This is a genomic window from Streptomyces sp. NPDC002868, from assembly GCF_055563295.1.
Window position 1 is genome coordinate 127,919 of record NZ_JBVHDR010000005.1, and the last position, 17,354, is coordinate 145,272.

Below are 17,354 nucleotides of genomic sequence, written 5' to 3' on the forward strand. Positions count from 1 at the left end.
GCCGGCTTAGCGGGCACCGGGCGTTCGCGTCGTGCGCCGTGCCGCTGCCTGGGTTATCCGGTCGAACATGACCCCGAGCAGAACGATGGCGAGTCCTGCCGCGAGGCCCTTGCCGTACAACTGGCCCTGGGAGAAACCGGCTACGACGTCGTAGCCCAGGGCGCCCGCACCGACGAGACCGCCCACGACCACCATGGACAGGACGTAGATCAGTCCCTGGTTGGTCGCGAGTGTCAGGGCGCTGCGTGACATGGGGAGCTGGACCTTGGTGATGATCTGCCAGGTGCTGGAGCCGGCTGCCGTGGCGGCCTCCACCGTGGTCTGTGGCACCGCTCGCACACCGTCCGCGATGATCTTGATCGTCACGGGGGCCGCGAAGACGACCGCGGCGATGATCGCCGTGAAGCGCGTCGCACCGAACAGCGCCAGGAACGGCACCAAGTACACGAACGAGGGCATGGTCTGGCCCGCGTCGAGGCTGGGTCTGATCAGCCGGTCGACCAGCGCACTGCGACCCATCCAGACACCGGCCACGACGCCGAGCAACATGACGATCAGGGTGGCCACCGCCGTGGAGGCCAGCGTCGTCATGCTGTCCGACCACACCCCGGTCCCGACGAGCAGGGCTACGCAGACCGCCGCCGTGACACCCGCGCGCCACCCGCCGAGCACTGAGCCGACGGCGACGAGGACGACGCCGACCAGCCACCAGGGTGACTCGGTGAGCAGCGTCTCGAAGGGGTTGAGCAGCGCTGTGGTGATCAGGTCCCTGGTTCCGTTGGTCAGTCCGCCGAAGGTGTCCTGCGTCCATAGCGTGACCGAGTCCGCCGTGCGCGCGATCGCGCCGCCGACTCCGGCGTCGCCGGGGAACTGGGCTGCCCATACATAGGTGTGGGACAGCCACACGCACACAGCGGCCGCCACGCCGCCGGCCAGCAGCAGGGGACGGCGCCACTTCGTGAAGCGGCCGGCGCCACGCTTCCTGGCGGCCTCTACGCGGTCACCTGCCGCGGTCGTCACCCGGTCCAGCACGATGGCCATGACGACGATGGCGAGGCCGGCGTTGAAGGCGACACCGACGTCGAGGGTCTGCAGCGCCTTGACGACGGTCTTGCCCAGACCGGGCGCGTCGATCAGGGCAGCGATGGTGACCATGGACAGCGCGGCCATGATGGTCTGGTTCACGCCCATCACGACGGTCCGCTTGGACATGGGCAGCAGCACCTTGGTGAGCGTCTGCTGCCGGGTGGATCCCAGCGACTCGGCGGCCTCGACCGTGGTGGCGGGCACCGAGCGGATGGCGTGCGCGGTGATGCGGATGGCGGGAGGCGCCGCGTAGATGAGCGTGGCGATCGTGGCGGATGCCGGGCCGATGAGGAAGAACAGGGTGAGCGGGGCCAGATAGACGAAGGTCGGCATCGTCTGCATGAAGTCCAGGAACGGCGTGATGGCGCGGTTCACCCGGTCGGAGAGCCCGGCCCAGATGCCGAGCGGGATGCCGATGAGCAGAGACACGAAGACCGCCGACAGGGTCAGGGCCAGCGTGTCCATGCTCTCCTGCCACAGCCCCTGCAGCCCGAAGAAGACGAACCCGGCCACGGCCAGTGCCGCGACGCGGATGTTCCCGAACGCCCAGGAGACATAGCCGGCGAGGGCGACGACGCCCAGCCAGCCGATGACGGGGACCGGACGCCCGCCCTGCGGCTGGGAGATCAGCGACTGGACGAAGGTGACGAGATTGTCGATGACCAGTCGGATCTCGTTGAAGAAGTAGAGGAAGAGCGGGTTGCTGTTGCGGTTCGCCCCGATGCTGTCGTTGACCGAGTTGAACCAGCGGTGCAGGTCCGTCAGGTCGGCCGCCGCCAGCGCCAGGGTCTGCCGCCCGCGCAGGGCGGCGAACAGCACCAGCCAGGCGATCACGATCGCGGCCACCACGACGCGGCGGCTGACTCGGCGTACGGAGGCGACAGGCGCGGCTGTTTTGACGACGACGGCCATCACGCGCCGCCTTCCTGCCCGGCCACGACCGCGAGGATCTCCTCGTCGCCGACGATGCCCAGCAGCCGCCCGCCCTCGACGACCTTGACCGGCCTGTCGGCGGCGAGCACCGCCCGCGTCGCCTCGCGCACCACAACGTCCGGCCCCAGCTCCGGGCCGTCGAGGGCGTCTCCGGGCTCGGGGTCCCGCATGATCCAGCGCAGGGTAAGGACTTCGGCGCGGGACACATCCTTGACGAACTCGCGGACATAATCGTCGGCGGGCGCGCCGACCAGTTCGTCACCGGTGCCGCACTGGACCATCTTGCCGTCGCGCATGATGAGGATGCGATCGCCGAGCTTGAGCGCCTCGGACAGGTCGTGGGTGATGAACACCATGGTCTTGCCGACCTCGTGGTGCAGGCGGATGACCTCGTTCTGCATGTCGCGCCGGATCATCGGGTCGAGCGCGGAGAACGGCTCGTCGAAGAAGAGCACGTCCGGGTCACCGGCGAGCGCCCGGGCGAGACCGACGCGCTGCTGCATTCCGCCGGAGAGCTGGTCGGGGTAGGAGTTCTCGTATCCGGCCAGGCCGACCAGTTCGACGACCTCCAGGGCCCGCTCGGCGCGCTCGGCCTTGCCCATGCCGCGTATCTCCAGGCCGTACGAGACGTTGTCGACAACCCTGCGGTGCGGCAGCAGTCCGAAGTGCTGGAAGACCATGGAGAACTTGCGGCGCCGCAGCTCGCGCAGCCGTTTGGCGTCCGCGCCGCGGATGTCCTCGCCCTCGAAGTTGACTTCGCCCGCGGTGGGTTCGATCAGCCGGGTGAGACATCGCACCAGTGTGGACTTGCCGGAGCCGGACAGGCCCATCACGACGAAGACCTCGCCGGGCGACACGTCGAAGTTCACATCCCGTACGGCGGCGGTGCATCCCGTGCGGTCCATGAGCTCGCGGCGCGTAAGTCCGCACAGCTCCTCGGAATCCGGCACCTGGTCGGCCTTCGGTCCGAACACCTTCCACAGCCCGCGCACGGAGATGACCGGTGGCCGGTCCTGGTCCTTGGACATGCCGCGCCGCTGCGGCATTTCAGTCTGCGTTGGGGTCACGATCGACCTCTCTTCGGCGTTCAGCCGCGGAACCAGTGCTGCGGCCGGGGTTGGATGTTCTGCCAGATGTGCTTGGGCTCGCGGTATTCGTCCAGGCCCGTCGGCCCCAGTTCCCGGCCCACGCCCGAGTGCCCGAAGCCACCCCACTCCGCCTGCGGTACATAGGGGTGGTAGTCGTTGATCCACACGGTGCCGTGGCGCAGCCGCCGCGCGACCCGCTGGGCCTTGCCGGCGTCCTGCGTCCATACGGCTCCGGCGAGTCCGTACTCGGTGTCATTGGCGATACGTACGGCGTCGTCCTCGCCGCTGAAGCGCTCGACGGTGAGCACGGGTCCGAAGGACTCCTCATGCACCACGCGCATGTCCTGGCGGCACTCGTCGAGCACGGTCGGCGGGTAGTAGTAGCCGTTCCGGAGCGCGGGGTCCCCGGGGCGCGTGCCTCCGCAGCGAAGTACGGCGCCCTCGGCCAGGCCCGCCGCGACATAGACTTCGACCTTCTCCCGGTGCTGTGCAGAGACCAGCGGTCCCGTATCGGCCTCGGGATCGAAGGGGCCACCCAGACGGATGCGCCCGGCGCGCCGCACGACCTCGTCGACGAAGGCGTCGTGGAGGGAGTCCTCGACGATCAGGCGGGCGCCGGCCGAGCAGACCTGCCCCGAATGCAGGAAGACGGCCGTGAGAGCGAAGTCCACCGCGGTCTCGAAATCGGCGTCGGCGAAGACGACGTTGGGGTTCTTGCCGCCCAGTTCGAGGGCGACCTTCTTCACAGTCGCGGCGGCTGTGGCCATGATCCTTCGGCCGGTGTCCAGGCCCCCGGTGAAGGAGATCATGTCGACGGCAGGGTCTTCCGACAGCGGTGCGCCCACCTCGGGACCGGAGCCCAGCACAAGGTTGGCGGCACCGGCCGGCAGACCGGCCTCCTCAAGTGCCCGCATCAGCAGGATGGTTGTGGAGGGGGTGAGCTCGCTCGGCTTCACAACGATCGTGTTGCCGGCCAGAAGAGCGGGGGCGACCTTCCACGACGCCTGGAGCAGCGGGTAGTTCCACGGGGTGATCAACCCGCACACGCCGACCGGTTCATACGTGACACGGCTGACGGCGTCGTCGCGTCCGGTGTCGACCACCCGGCCGGTGCTGGTGCCCGCGATCCCGCCGTAGTAGCGGAAGCAGGAGACCACATCGGCGATGTCGTACTCGCTCTCCACCAGTCGCTTGCCGGTGTCCAGCGATTCGGCGCGGGCGAACTCCTTGGCGTCGCGCTCGATCAGATCGGCGGTGCGCAGCAGCAGCGCGCCGCGCTCCCGCTCGGGGGTTCGCGGCCAGGAGCCTTCGTCGAAAGCCCGGCGGGCCGCTGCGATCGCGGCCTCGCTGTCGGCCCGCGTCCCTTCGGACACGACCGCCGCAAGCGTGCCATCTGCGGGGCAGAGGATCTCCCGGTGGCCTCCGGCCACCGGATCGCGCCATTCTCCGTCCAGATACAGATCTGCCACGAGCGGAGCCCTTCGACCGAAGTTCGTTGCGCATCATGCACCGCATTGCTTGTGGTGGAACACCATGGCCGAACGTGTGACCCGCGTCAAGAGGACGAGACGGGCCGATTCCTCCCCGAGACCCAGTTGTCCCGACTCTCTTGACCACGGCCCACGAGAGGCTGACCATGTTGCGTATCACTCACCGTGTTGTGCAATACGCACCAACGGAGGCCATGTATGTCCCCTCGACCGCAACCTGGCCGCGAATACGTCCTCACGCTCTCGTGCCCGGACCAGCCCGGACTGGTGCACGCCGTGAGCGGCTACCTGGTCAGGAACTCCGGCAACATCCTGGAGAGCCAGCAGTTCGACGACCGGCTTCAGGACCGTTTCTTCATGAGGGTCCACTTCGATGTGTCCGACCCCGACACCGATGTGAAACACCTGCGTGACCGATTCGGCCCCGTCGCCGAGGCCTACCGGATCTCGTGGACCCTCCAGGACGCCTCGACCCCGACCCGCACGCTCATCATGGTGTCGAAATTCGGCCACTGCCTGAACGACCTGCTCTTCCGCCGGCGCACCGGCGCGCTCAACATCGAAATCCCGGCCATCGTCTCCAACCACGAGGAGTTCGAGGAGCTGGCCGGGACCTATGGCATCCCCTTCCACCACATCCCGGTGACCAGGGACACGAAGGCCGACGCCGAGGCACGTCTTCTGGAGCTGGTGCGCGAGCTGGACATCGACCTGGTGGTGCTCGCCCGCTACATGCAGATCCTCTCCGACGACCTGTGCAAGCAGCTCGAGGGCCGGGCCATCAACATCCATCACTCCTTCCTGCCGAGTTTCAAGGGCGCACGCCCGTACGGGCAGGCGTACGACCGCGGCGTGAAGCTCGTCGGCGCCACGGCGCACTATGTGACGCCGGACCTGGACGAGGGGCAGATCATCGAGCAGGACGTGGTCCGCGTGGATCACTCGCTCGACCCGGACGAGCTGGTCACGGTGGGGCGGGACGTGGAGGCGCAGGTGCTGGCGCATGCGGTGAAGTGGCACAGCGAGAGCCGCGTCATGATCGACGGGAACCGTACGGTGGTTTTCCGCTGAGCCTGTAACCGGGGGCTCCGCCCCCGGACCCCCGCGCCTCAATCGCCGGCGAGGCTGGATTTCGGGGCTCCGCCCCGAACCCCGCTCCTCAATCTCCCCCGGACTTCGTCCGGGGGAGATTGAGGACAACGGGGTGGGGGCTAACACCCGTCGAGGCGGTCCAGCATGGCCTGCCGCCAGCGCTCCGTCTCGGCGATCTGGTTGAACGTGAACACGTGCAGGCCCGCCACCGCCGCCGAAGGCTCGGTCAGCACGGGCGCACTGCGCCGCAGCAGCCGCTCCGGCGCGTAGCCGCCCGGCACCGCGAAGCGCACGAACCAGGACGCGTGCCGCGCCAGGAAGCGCGCCGACTCCCCCACACCGATCTTCGCCGCCATCGACAGCAGCTTCGTACGCTCGACGGGCCCGGCCACGCCCACGTACACCGGGAGCGTGACATCGCGCCGCCGTACCCGCGTCACCCACTCCCCCAGCGCACGCGAGTCGAAGCACAGGTTGCTGACTATGTACGTCGCATGGGCGTGCTTGTCCCACATCGCCTGGATGGTGACGTCGTCGTCGATGAGCGGATGACTCTCCGGGTAGCCGGTGATGCCGACCCTGGCGAAGGGGCTGCCCAGCTCGGCGAGGTGCCGTAGCACGGGCAGCGCGCCCTCGTACGGGCCCGCGGGCGGATCGGCGTCCCCGGCAGGTACGAAGACGTCGTCCACGCCTGCCTCGCGCAGCCGGTGGACGACCTCCGCCACGTGGGTGCCGTCCCGCAGCAGCCGCGCGGGCACGTGCGGCACGACGCGGTAGCCGTGCGCCGCCAGCCGGGTGGCGAGGTCAAGGGTCGGCTCAAGACCCTTGACCGGCGACGCGGTGACCGTGACCACCACGTCGCGCGGCACATGGGCGAGCACCTTGTCCTGCGTGGACTTCGCCGGCAGGACCTCGTAGCGGACGCTCTTCAGCAGTGTTCTCACCGTGGGTCGCGGTGCCGGTAGTACTGGGCCTTGGAGGGCGGAAGCGGCTCCTTGCCGAGGATGAGGTCGGCGGCCTTCTCGGCGATCATCATCACGGGTGCGTAGATGTTCCCGTTGGTGACGTACGGCATCACGGAGGCGTCCACGACGCGCAGCCCCTCCACGCCGTGCACCCGCATGCTCTCCGGGTCGACCACGGCCATCTCGTCGGTGCCCATCTTGCAGGTGCAGGACGGGTGCAGGGCCGTCTCGCCCTCCTTCGCGACCCAGGCAAGGATCTCCTCGTCGCTCTCCACGGACGGCCCGGGTGAGATCTCTCCGTCGTTGTACGGGGCGAGCGCGGGCTGGTTGAGGAGCTTGCGGGTCACCCGGATCGCCTCGGCCCACTCACGGCGGTCCTGTTCGGTGGACAGATAGTTGAAGCGCAGGGCCGGGTGCTCGCGCGGGTCCTTGCTCTTGATCTTCACGGAGCCGAGGGCGTCGGAGTACATGGGTCCGACGTGCACCTGATAGCCGTGCCCGCCCGACGGCGAGGAGCCGTCGTAGCGGACCGCGATGGGCAGGAAGTGGAACATCAGGTTGGGGTAGTCCACGTCCTCGTTGCTGCGGGCGAAGCCGCCGGCCTCGAAGTGATTGGTCGCGGCCGGGCCCTTGCGGAAGAGCCACTGGAGGCCGATGAACGGGGCGCGCCACTTCGCCATGTACGGCTGCATGGAGACAGGCTGCTTGCAGGCGTACTGGACGTACACCTCCAAGTGGTCCTGCATGTTCTCGCCGACGCCCGGGAGGTCATGGACGACGTCGATGCCGAGCGCGCTCAGCTCCTCGGCGTTGCCGACGCCGGAGAGCTGCAGCAGCTGCGGCGAGTTGATCGCGCCGCCGCAGAGGATGACCTCGCGGGCGCGGACCTGCTGGGGCTTGCCGCGGCCGCGCCGGTACTCGACGCCGACGGCGCGCTTGCCCTCGAAGAGCACGCGGGTGACCAGGGCACGGGTCTTGACGTCAAGATTCGGCCGCCTCTTCACGGGCTTGAGGTAGGCCTTCGATGCCGACAGACGGCGTCCGCGGTGGACGTTGCGGTCGAAGGGGGCGAAGCCTTCCTGCCGGTAGCCGTTGACGTCGTCTGTGCGGGGGTAGCCGGCTTCCTGGACGGCCTCGAGGAAGGCGGGGAAGAGCGGGCTGGAGGCCGGGCCGCGTTCGAGAACGAGGGGGCCGTCGTGGCCGCGGAACTCGTCGTCGGGGTCGGCCGCCAGGCAGTTCTCCATGCGCTGGAAGTACGGCAGGCAGTGGGCGTAGTCCCAGGTCTCCATGCCCGGGTCGGCCGCCCACCGCTCATAGTCCATGGGGTTGCCGCGCTGGAAGATCATGCCGTTGATGCTGCTGGAGCCGCCGAGCACCTTGCCGCGGGCGTGGTAGACGCGCCGACCGCCCATGTGGGGCTCGGGCTCGGATTCGTACTTCCAGTCGTAGAAGCGGCTGCCGATGGGGTAGGTCAGCGCCGCCGGCATGTGGATGAACACGTCCCACGGATAGTCGGACCGGCCGGCCTCCAGCACCAGCACGCGGTTGCCCGGATCAGCGGAGAGCCGGTTCGCCAGTGCGCTGCCGGCCGATCCGCCGCCGACGATGACGAAGTCGTATTGCAGGGGAGCCATGGCTGCCTCGTCTCGCTCGCGCCGTTCGATACGCCCGGCATGCTAGTACGAGTAGCGCTATACGCACCAGGTTGCGAGCCACGCAACTTACCGGGACGTGCGCACCTCTGCGCAGCTGTTGTTTACTGCGCGTATAGTTTCGTTGTGAGCAACTACAGTCCAGATACCGAAACGACCGGTTCGCAGCCCGGCGGAGTCCAGTCCGTCGACCGCGCCATCAGCGTGCTGGAAATCCTTGCCCAACACGGTGAAGCGGGCGTCAGTGACGTGGCAGCCGAGATCGACGTCCATAAGTCCACCGCATTCCGCCTGCTCGGCGCGCTGGAGGCGCGCGGTCTGGTGGAGCAGGCGGGCGAGCGCGGCAAGTACCGCCTCGGCTTCGGCATCGTGCGCCTGGCCGGCGCGGTCACGGGCCGCATCGACATCACGCAGCAGGGCCGCCCGGTCTGCGAGCGCCTCGCAGAGGAGATCGGCGAGACCGTCAACGTCGCCGTCAGACAGGAGCACTTCGCGATCAACCTCTTCCAGGTGCGCGGACCTGCGGCGGTGGGGGCGCACAACTGGGTCGGCCAGCTGACCCCGCTGCACGCCACCTCCAGCGGCAAGATCCTGCTGGCCCACCTGCCCGCCAAGGAGCGTGCCGAGCTCCTGTCGGAGGCGGGCCTGAAGAAGATGACCCCGCGCACCCTGACCGCGAAGACAAAGCTCGAGAAGAACCTCGCCGAGGCCAGAGAACACGGCTACTCCTGGACCCTGGGGGAACTGGAGCTCGGACTGCACGCCATGGCCGCGCCGGTCCGCGACCGGGACGGAGAGGTCATCGCGGCGCTCAGCGCCTCAGGACCCTCGTACCGCTTTACCGAGGAGCGCATGCGCGAGGTCGCCCCGCTGCTGATCAAGGGGGCCGAGGAGATCAGTCACCGAATGGGCTACCTGGGCTGACCCGGGCGCGGTAGAGCCGGATCCGCAGGTAGGGCGTGGGTCACCGCGGGGATTCCCGGCGGCCCAGGTCTTGCCGCGCTACTCCGCCTGCCGGGTGCCGAGGCGCTCGTGGATCCAGTCGTGGAACGCGCCGATGTGGTGCTCGCTGGGTACGAGTACCCCGCCCTTGGCGTACAGGCGGGAGCTCATCGCGGGCTGGCAGCGCTCGCAGGCGTCGAAGTCCTGCCGGTTGACCCGGTCGAAGAGCTCCACGGACCGGCTGACATCCCTGCCGCTGTCCACCACGTCCTTGAGGTAGAGCCAGTCGCACTCGACGATCGTGCGGTCGACGGCGACCGGGTACATCCTGTGGAAGATCACGTGGTCGGGGACGAGATTGATGAACACCTGCGGCGGGACGGTGATCGCGTAGTAGCGGCGGTCCTGGCCCTCGGAGACCCCGGGGATGCGGTCCAGGCCTTCGGAGCCGTCCACGGTGAAGCCCTGTATCTCCGCGCCGAATTCGGCGCCGTGGCCGACGTAGTACTGCGCGGCATAGCCGTCGGCGAACTCCGGCAGAACCTCGGTGAGCTCCGGGTGGATCGTGGCGCAGTGGTAGCACTCCATGAAGTTCTCGATGATGAGCTTCCAGTTCGCCTTCACGTCGTAGACGATCCGCCTGCCGACTTCGAGGCTTTCCATGTCGTAGCGCTCGATCGACTCCACATCGCCGAGCCGTGCGACGACCTCACCGATGACCTGTTCCTCGAAGGAGGGCGGGGTCTCCGCGAGACAGACCCAGACATAGCCCAGCCATTCGCGAGAGGCCACATTCGCCAGGCCGTACTCGACACGGCCGATGTCGGGCATCTTCGTGAGGTTGGGCGCCGCGACGAGCTTGCCCGTCAGGTCGTACGTCCAAGCGTGGTACGGGCACTGGAAGGCGCGCTTGACCTCGCCGGTCTCCTCCGTGCAGAGCTTGGCGCCGCGGTGCCGGCAGACGTTGAAGAAGGCTCGGACGGAGTTGTCCCGGGCCCGGGTGACGAGGATGCTCTCGCTGCCCACGTCGACGGTCCGGAAGGCGCCGGGCTTGGCCAGGTCGGAGGAGCGCGCGACGCAGAACCACATCGCCTCGAAGATGCGCTCCTGCTCCTGGGCGAAGATCCCGGGATCGGTGTAGTAGGAGCCGGGGAGCGTGGCGATCAGGCTGTCCGGCAGGCTGGTCGAGGTCACAATGCACTCCTCGCGGGGTGACGTCGTCGGTCGGTCGTCGCGCCGGGGACGAGGTAGTCCGAACGGCGGGTGCGATATGCAATACATGGCGTGATGAGCAACAGCAGGTGACACCGCACGAGTGGCGTCAGAGCGTGGCGACGGAGAGCTGCTTGCGCCAGCGGGTGAACAGGCGCGGCTGGTTCATCCCGAGGACCGCGACCGGATGCCCCGACCGCCGGTAGACCGCGAGGAAGCTGCGGTCGTCCGGGAGCCCCTCCTCGACGGTCACACTGTCGGCCCCGGCGGAATGCCCGGCGAACTGGATCCGTACGCCGTACTGGTCCGACCAGAAGTACGGCGGCTTGGGCACCGCCGGTGTCGCCGCACCGCCGGACAGCAGCGCGGCCACGGCCGCGTCGGGCCGTTCCCGCGCGCCGGTCCAGTGCTCGACGCGACGGTGGACCCCGGCGACCGGGTCGTACCAGGAGGCGCAGTCGCCGACCGCAACCACACCGGACACGCTTGCGCGGCCGTCCACGCCGCACCTGACGCCGTCGTCCAGTACGACGCCGGATCCCTCCAGCCACTCGACGCACGGGCGGGCGCCCACGCCGACGACGACCGTGTCGGCCGGGATGCTGCGGCCGTCCTCGAGCAGGACCGCCTCGACACGAGCCGCCCCGCTCAGCCCTTTGACGCCGACGCCGCACAGCAGGCGTACGCCGTGGTCCGCATGGAGCGTGGAGACGACGCCGCCCATGACCTCGCCGAGCGGTCCGGCCAGCGGAGTCGGCGCCGCCTCGACGACCGTCACGTCAAGTCCCAGGCCGTACGCGGTCGAGGCGACCTCGGCGCCGATGAACCCGCCGCCGATCACCACCAGCCGCCCGCCCCGGGCGAGGTCGGCCCGCAGGGCACGGGCGTCGTCCAGGGTGCGCAGCGTATGCACCCCGGTGAGGCCCTCGCCGCCCGGCAGCGTGCGCGCGGTCGCACCCGTGGCGACGACGACCCCGTCGGCCCGGACGGACCGGCCGTCCGCAAGCCGCACGGCGTGGTCACCGGGGTCGAATCCCGCGGCCCGCACGCCGAGCAGCCACTCCGCCTGCAGATCCTCGCCGTCCGCCTCCAGCGCGAGATCCGTTTCGCGGATCGTGCCGGCGAGGAACTCCTTGGACAGCGGCGGCCTGTCGTACGGGCGGTGCGGCTCGTCACCGATCACGACGAGCCGTCCGTCGTAGCCCTGCTTGCGCAGGGAACGTGCGGCCGACAGTCCGGCGAGCGAGGCGCCCACCACGGCCACGGTTCTCACGCGAGACCTCCGGCGAGCCGCGCCGCGATGCAGGGCGGAAGATTCGGAGCCGCCGTGGACGGCTGCACGTAGATCATGCCGTCCTCGATCAGGACCTGATGGGTGCGGACGGGGAGCTTGGCAGGCGGTGAGTCGACGGCCCCCGTCCGGAGGTCGAACTTCGAGGCATGCAGCGGGCATTCGACCTCGCGGCCCTCCAGCCAGCCGTCGGCGAGCGACGCATCCTGGTGGGTGCAAGTGTCGTCGATGGCGAAGACCTCGCCGTCATCGGTGTGGAACACCGAGACGGGCGGATCGACATCGAGCCGGTAGGCCTCGCCTCGCGGCAGATCCGCGAGACGGCACGCGGGAATCATCATGACACCTCGGGTGACTCGGGTGCATATAGCGAAACGGATTGCGGTTAGCGCAACGCCAGTTTGAAGTCCCCCAAAGCCCGTGTCAAGGCATCCTCCGGGCGGGCGACCCCTTGTTCCATGTTTCTTTTTACGCAACGCTGTGCGTACTACACAACTTCGGATCCGGAGGGAACGACGTGTCGATCAGCGTCTTCGACCTGTTCAAAGTGGGTATCGGGCCCTCCAGCTCGCACACGGTGGGGCCCATGAAGGCCGCCCGCCTCTTCGTCACCGCACTGGACGAGGACGGTCTGCTGTCCCGCGCCGTCTCGGTGCGGGCAGAGCTCTTCGGATCCCTCGGCGCCACCGGCCACGGTCACGGCAGCGACAAGGCGGTCCTCCTGGGCCTGGAGGGCGAGGCCCCCGAAACAGTCGACACCGACACCGTGGACGACCGCGTGCACGGGATCCGCGAGACGGGTCGGCTGCGACTCCTGGGCGTCAAGGAGGTGGACTTCAGCGAGCCCGAGCACCTGGTGCTGCACCGCCGCCGCACCCTTCCCTTCCACCCCAACGGCATGCGGTTCCAGGCCCTGGACCACGACGGCGGCGAGCTGAGTACGCGTACGTACTACTCGGTGGGCGGGGGCTTCGTCGTCGACGAGAGCGCGACAGGAGCCGACCGGATCAAGCCCGACGACACGCCCGTACGCCTCCCCTTCCGCTCCGCGTCCGAACTGCTACTGCGCGCCTACGAGTCCGGCCTGCCCCTCAGCGGGGTGATGCTCGCCAACGAACTGTCCTGGCGGAGCGAGAGCGAGGTCCGAGCCGGCCTGCTGCGAATCTGGACCGTGATGCGGGAGTGCGTCGGCCGCGGCTGCTCACGGACCGAGACCACCCTGCCCGGGGGGCTGAAGGTGCCACGTCGCGCTCCCCAGCTGCTGCGCACCCTCGATGAGGACGCGCAGTCCACGGACCCGCTGAAGGTCATGGACTGGGTCAATCTCTTCGCCCTGGCCGTGAACGAGGAGAACGCCTCGGGCGGCCGCATAGTGACGGCGCCCACCAACGGCGCCGCCGGGATCGTGCCTGCGGTGCTCCACTACTACACCCGCTTCGTTCCCGGGGCCGACGAGGACGGAGTCGTCCGCTTTCTGCTCGCCGCCGGCGCGGTGGGGGCACTGTTCAAGGAGAACGCCTCGATCTCCGGGGCGGAGGTGGGCTGCCAGGGCGAGGTCGGGTCGGCCTGCTCCATGGCGGCCGCCGGTCTTGCCGAGGCACTCGGCGGCACGCCGGAACAGGTCGAGAACGCGGCGGAGATCGGCATGGAGCACAACCTCGGACTGACCTGCGACCCGGTCGGGGGCCTGGTCCAGATCCCCTGCATCGAGCGGAATGCCATCGCCTCGGTCAAGGCGATCAATGCGGCGCGGATGGCGCTGCGCGGCGATGGCACTCATGTGGTCTCGCTCGACAAGGTCATCAAGACCATGCGCGAGACCGGCGCCGACATGAAGGTGAAGTACAAGGAGACGGCGCGCGGCGGCCTCGCGGTCAACGTCATCGAGTGCTGAGAAAGCCACACCTGATCAGCGGTTTCTCTTCTTTCGGCTCTGTCAGGGCCTTCCCCGTCTGCACGGCGGATTGTCCCTGAAGAGTCCCTCTGACAGAGCTGAAAGTCCCTGAAAAGTCCCTGGGAAAACGATGATCAGCAGGGGTCTCACCAGCAGGTTCGAGGCCCCTGCCTGGGTTGCAGGCGGCAGGGCCAGCACTGGGAACCTTTGTCTGATCCACTTGCGTGTCGCTTTGCTTCAGGTGTGAGCTGATGCGCACTGCTGGGACTCGTTGAACTCTCGTCAGCTCACCCTGTTGGAACGCATCGCTGCCGGTGAAGACGCCGAAACACGCAAGATCCCGGTATGCGGCGGACTGCCCACGCTCTGCGCGACCACGGGTTGGTTGCCGTCAGCCGTCGGCGCAGCGAGTGGCAAACGGCCGTCACTGATGCCGTCGGAATCCTTCACAGACGTGATCCGGCAGGTCATCGCCTTCGCGGAACCTCTCCTCAAGGCCCTGCCGCCACTCGCACATGGAATGCAGCGACCGGCACGTGGTCGTGAACCGGGGCCGCCCAGCGAGCGCAGAGTGGCTGGTCGGCCCCGGGTTTACGGCACCGCCGCGACCTGGGTCGTAAAGCACCCCTCAATTCGCTGTCTCGGGGTCTTCAGTCCAGTCGAGACCGAATCGGTGCGGATTGCCGAGGTCGCTCAGCCGTTCGGCGCGTTGTGCCAGAGCTTCCCGAACCTGGTGGGCGAGAAGATCGCGCATGGCGATCCAGGTGGTCTGCTGTCTCTCTGGCACGACAGGTATCTCACGCCGGAGCTCCCGCTCGGCGGCCACTCCCCTGATATGGGCCCACCGGCCGTCCCGCTGCCAAGTGATCCTGGCTGAGCGGCTGATCGCGTTCTTGAGGGAAGCGACGTTGTATCGGTAGCCGAGCCGCTTGAGGCAGTAGTCCAACGCGTCGATCGTCAGAGGCACATCGGCTGCGACGAGGATCAGACGGCTGGCCTCCTCCAGATTGCGCGGGCCCGGCAGCGGACCGTGCCGGTACAGGGCATACATACCTTTCCCTGCCCAGCAGAAACGCCGGTCGGGCGAGAGGACGGCGTTTGCGGTCGGCTCGCTGAGGTGTCGGCCGTAGTCGCGGTCGACCAAGCGCACGAAGTCACGGACGTGCACGGCGGCGGGGACGGAGCAGGCGATCGCGTAAATGATCTCCGCGTTACCCATCCGGCGCGGCCCGCCGCATCCGCAGCGGCCCCTCTCCCACGGTGCCAGGGAGGAGCCACAGATACGGCAGGCGCTAACGGTCACGCCGCCGCTCCGGTCCCATGGGGACAAGGGCTCACCCTTCGCTCCAATCAGGGGAAGTGGTCACGGGTCCGGCCACGACGGGGCCGATGTCCTCTTCCGTGTCAGGGCCGACCGCGTCGAGATAGCGGGCGACAGCTTTCTCGTCGATGGTGTCCAGGTTGTCGTTGGAGGCGTGCTCGACCAGGCCTTGCGCCTTGCGCAGTACGTCGCGCGGTTTGCGATTCGACCGGTTAAAACAGAGCCGCTATGGCGCCGAGGGTAAACGGGTGAACATCACCGGACGGCCGGTAAGCTTGTTCTTTATGGTCTGACTTGGTCACGTTCGGCGATGGTCTCGGGCCGCCTGACCGATTTGCCCACGTCGTAGCGGGTGGCGGGGTACCGGTTCTTCGAGCCGGGCGGGCGGCCGGGGCCGGGCCGGTTGGGTTTCGGCGCACGGGCCGGACAGGGCAAGTTCGGGCGGAGGTTCCTGAACCCCCGGCGAACCCGGGCGGGGGTGAGCCGGCCGGGCTCGGTGGGCTTCTCCCAGGGGCGGCGGAGGTCCGCGGCCAGCGGCCGGGCGAGGCGGAGTTGGGTGTGGGCGGCCTGGCGGCCGGAAAACCGTCCAACGACCCCACGCGCTCACGGAGCGATCCGGGGCCGGAGGTTAAAGGACAAGCTGAGCGCAGCGGGCTGCGTAGCGGTGGGGGAGGTGTCGGCCACGGGTCCCCGGATGCCCCGGGAGGCCGCAGGAGTGATGAGTGGAACACTCGACTTCAGCGAGGCAGGCTGTACCCATGCGGACACTCTTCCGCCCAGCTCCTCGGCCGGGAGCGGGCGGTCACAGCCGGGCACTTTTCCGAGTCGTGCAGTGCGTGCCGTTCGTGATCATACTGCTCGGGTTGGGGATCGAGCTCTCGCCTGCGCACGATATCTACACCGGCCCTCTTCTCATCGCGATGCCGGCACTGGCTTCGCTGACGATGGGCCCGAAAGGCACCCTGTCGGCAGTGGCTGGAGCCCTGGCCGTCAGCCTGATCACCACCACCCTGCACGAGGCGTGGGGTGGCATGCTGATCTACAGCAACCTCCTGGGCCTCCTCGTGGTGTCCGTGGCCAGTGTCATCACGAGTAAGGCTGTGCGCACGCGCAGGCAGAGCGAGCTCAACCAGGTTCGCCGGGTCGCCGTGGCAGCACAAAGAGTCCTGCTGCGGCCTGTACCGGCCCGGCTGGGCCCGGTGCGGGCGGCCAGCATGTACCTCGCGGCTGAGACGGGAGCGCAGATCGGCGGCGATCTGTACGAGGCCGTACAGACCCGGTATGGGGTCCGGGTGATCGTGGGGGACGTCCGCGGCAAAGGGCTGCCTGCTGTGCGTTTGGCCGCAGCCGTGCTGGGCGCCTTCCGGGAGTCCGTGCACTATGAGAACGACCTAGTAGAGGTGGTGAACCACTGCGCGGCTGCGCTGCACCGGGAGCAAGCCGCGCCGGGTGCGGGCGGCCAGGACGAGAGGGAAGACCGGGCGGAGGATTTCGTCACTGCGCTCGTAGCTCAGGTGCCCGACGGCTTCGAGGTCCAGGTGGTCAATCGCGGCCATCCGCCTCCGCTGCTGCTGCACCAGGGCAAGGTTCACGCCCTGATGCCCAGCTCACCACTGCCACCCCTGGGCCTGGACGACTTCATGACCGGTCCTCCCGCCAAGGCGGAGAGCTATCCGCTCGCACCCGGTGACCGTCTGCTGCTGCACACCGACGGCGTAATCGAGGCCCGCAATCCTGACAACGATTTCTTCGCCTTGCCCGAGGCCATGGAAGCGGTGCACACCTGCACCCCGCCGCAGTTCCTGGAACAACTGCACCAGGCGTTGATCCGTCACACAGGGGGCCACCTGGCAGACGATGTGGCGATGCTCCTCGTTGACCGGCTCGACGAAGAAGCAGGCAACAAGCAGTCGGCGCAGCTACCGCCTCCTGAAGTGACAGACCGAATTGATCTTCCGGCCACGTCCTGAGCGCGGTGCTTGGCGAAACCCGCCGACTGAAGTGCTCAGTCACAGCGCCGACGCCGGTGAACTCGCGTGCCGAGGCCGACGGGAGCTGGAACGTTCCTGGTGGAGCAACCGCCGCGGCTGTCGGCCCGGGTGTGCACAGTTGGATCATGCGCGCCCTTTGGACAGGTCACGTCACCTGCGGAATGGTCAGCGTGCCGGTGCGTCTGTACGCCGCGACCGAGGATCCGCGGCCGCGGATGCACCAGGTCCACACCGTCGACGGGTCCAGAATTCGGCACCGAAGGGTGTGCGAAGCCGAAGCCGCGAGGTCAGCGAAGCCGAGATCAGCAGGGGCTGGGAGGCGCCAGACGGACGCATGGTCGTCCTGCGCGATGAGGACCTGGACCACTTGCCCCTGGCCACCCGCAAGACGGTGGAG

General features: G+C 68.4%; 13 protein-coding genes and 2 pseudogenes. 5 read left to right on the forward strand and 10 right to left on the reverse strand.

Annotation, left to right across the window (positions count from 1 at the left end; genetic code table 11):
• Positions 1–6: 6 nt before the first annotated feature.
• The 3 genes from ACZ3H8_RS17260 to ACZ3H8_RS17270 are packed head-to-tail and all read right to left on the reverse strand — an operon-like array spanning position 7 to position 4,576.
• Positions 7–1,998: an ABC transporter permease gene (locus tag ACZ3H8_RS17260; protein WP_467402517.1), complete on the reverse strand. Its 1,992-nt coding sequence runs from the start codon at positions 1,996–1,998 to the stop codon at positions 7–9.
• The gene (locus tag ACZ3H8_RS17265; RefSeq protein ID WP_467402519.1) at positions 1,998–3,086 is read right to left on the reverse strand and encodes a quaternary amine ABC transporter ATP-binding protein; all 1,089 of its coding nucleotides are present in this window, start codon (positions 3,084–3,086) and stop codon (positions 1,998–2,000) included. Before ACZ3H8_RS17265 ends, ACZ3H8_RS17260 begins: the two co-directional genes overlap by 1 nt.
• A 20-nt stretch (positions 3,087–3,106) precedes the next feature.
• On the reverse strand, positions 3,107–4,576 hold the full coding sequence (locus tag ACZ3H8_RS17270; protein WP_467402520.1) for an aldehyde dehydrogenase family protein: 1,470 nt from the start codon (positions 4,574–4,576) through the stop codon (positions 3,107–3,109).
• Between the two features lie 219 nt (positions 4,577–4,795).
• On the opposite strand from ACZ3H8_RS17270, the gene purU reads away from it, so the two are divergent.
• Positions 4,796–5,668, forward strand: coding sequence for a formyltetrahydrofolate deformylase (purU, locus tag ACZ3H8_RS17275; RefSeq protein WP_467402523.1), 873 nt, complete (start codon positions 4,796–4,798; stop codon positions 5,666–5,668).
• Positions 5,669–5,808: 140 nt separating this feature from the next.
• On the opposite strand, the gene ACZ3H8_RS17280 is transcribed toward purU, so the two are convergent.
• Both ACZ3H8_RS17280 and betA read right to left on the reverse strand, forming a co-directional pair.
• A complete protein-coding gene (locus ACZ3H8_RS17280; RefSeq protein ID WP_467402525.1) occupies positions 5,809–6,633 on the reverse strand; it encodes a methylenetetrahydrofolate reductase in 825 nt (274 codons plus the stop codon).
• Positions 6,630–8,288 (reverse strand): choline dehydrogenase, encoded by a 1,659-nt coding sequence (betA, locus tag ACZ3H8_RS17285; protein ID WP_467402527.1) that lies wholly within the window; start codon positions 8,286–8,288, stop codon positions 6,630–6,632. The genes ACZ3H8_RS17280 and betA overlap by 4 nt, the downstream gene beginning before the upstream one ends.
• Before the next feature lie 144 nt (positions 8,289–8,432).
• On the opposite strand from betA, the gene ACZ3H8_RS17290 reads away from it, so the two are divergent.
• Positions 8,433–9,230: an IclR family transcriptional regulator gene (locus ACZ3H8_RS17290; protein WP_467402528.1), complete on the forward strand. Its 798-nt coding sequence runs from the start codon at positions 8,433–8,435 to the stop codon at positions 9,228–9,230.
• A 78-nt stretch (positions 9,231–9,308) separates the two neighbouring features.
• Here the strand turns inward: ACZ3H8_RS17290 and ACZ3H8_RS17295 are convergent, their stop codons facing one another.
• The 3 genes from ACZ3H8_RS17295 to ACZ3H8_RS17305 all read right to left on the reverse strand — a co-directional run bounded on the left by ACZ3H8_RS17295 (position 9,309) and on the right by ACZ3H8_RS17305 (position 12,092).
• Positions 9,309–10,442: an aromatic ring-hydroxylating oxygenase subunit alpha gene (locus ACZ3H8_RS17295; RefSeq protein WP_467402530.1), complete on the reverse strand. Its 1,134-nt coding sequence runs from the start codon at positions 10,440–10,442 to the stop codon at positions 9,309–9,311.
• Positions 10,443–10,569: 127 nt separating this feature from the next.
• Entirely contained in the window at positions 10,570–11,733 is a 1,164-nt protein-coding gene (locus ACZ3H8_RS17300) for an NAD(P)/FAD-dependent oxidoreductase (RefSeq protein ID WP_467402533.1), read from the reverse strand.
• Complete coding sequence (locus ACZ3H8_RS17305; RefSeq protein ID WP_467402535.1) at positions 11,730–12,092, reverse strand: bifunctional 3-phenylpropionate/cinnamic acid dioxygenase ferredoxin subunit; 363 nt, start codon at positions 12,090–12,092, stop codon at positions 11,730–11,732. Before ACZ3H8_RS17305 ends, ACZ3H8_RS17300 begins: the two co-directional genes overlap by 4 nt.
• 176 nt (positions 12,093–12,268) lie before the next feature.
• Between ACZ3H8_RS17305 and ACZ3H8_RS17310 the strand changes: the two genes are divergently transcribed.
• Positions 12,269–13,645: an L-serine ammonia-lyase gene (locus ACZ3H8_RS17310; protein WP_467402537.1), complete on the forward strand. Its 1,377-nt coding sequence runs from the start codon at positions 12,269–12,271 to the stop codon at positions 13,643–13,645.
• Positions 13,646–14,273: 628 nt separating this feature from the next.
• Here ACZ3H8_RS17310 and ACZ3H8_RS17315 read toward each other — a convergent pair.
• On the reverse strand, positions 14,274–14,864 hold the full coding sequence (locus ACZ3H8_RS17315) for a hypothetical protein (RefSeq protein WP_467402539.1): 591 nt from the start codon (positions 14,862–14,864) through the stop codon (positions 14,274–14,276).
• 384 nt (positions 14,865–15,248) lie between these two features.
• Positions 15,249–15,533 (reverse strand): annotated as a pseudogene (locus ACZ3H8_RS17320) (NF041680 family putative transposase); the annotation flags it as partial.
• A gap of 269 nt (positions 15,534–15,802) precedes the next feature.
• On the opposite strand from ACZ3H8_RS17320, the gene ACZ3H8_RS17325 reads away from it, so the two are divergent.
• Positions 15,803–16,936, forward strand: a complete 1,134-nt coding sequence (locus ACZ3H8_RS17325) for a PP2C family protein-serine/threonine phosphatase (RefSeq protein WP_467402540.1) — start codon at positions 15,803–15,805, stop codon at positions 16,934–16,936.
• Positions 16,937–17,172: 236 nt separating this feature from the next.
• Positions 17,173–17,348: pseudogene (locus ACZ3H8_RS17330) on the forward strand (non-homologous end joining protein Ku); the annotation flags it as partial.
• Positions 17,349–17,354: the final 6 nt, after the last annotated feature.

Coding starts and splice junctions, on each gene's coding strand:
- ACZ3H8_RS17260 (WP_467402517.1), bottom strand. CDS start 1,998: ATGGCCGTCGTCGTCAAAACAGCCGCGCCTGTCGCCTCCGTACGCCGA.
- purU (WP_467402523.1), top strand. CDS start 4,796: ATGTCCCCTCGACCGCAACCTGGCCGCGAATACGTCCTCACGCTCTCG.
- betA (WP_467402527.1), bottom strand. CDS start 8,288: ATGGCTCCCCTGCAATACGACTTCGTCATCGTCGGCGGCGGATCGGCC.
- ACZ3H8_RS17305 (WP_467402535.1), bottom strand. CDS start 12,092: ATGATGATTCCCGCGTGCCGTCTCGCGGATCTGCCGCGAGGCGAGGCC.
- ACZ3H8_RS17315 (WP_467402539.1), bottom strand. CDS start 14,864: ATGGGTAACGCGGAGATCATTTACGCGATCGCCTGCTCCGTCCCCGCC.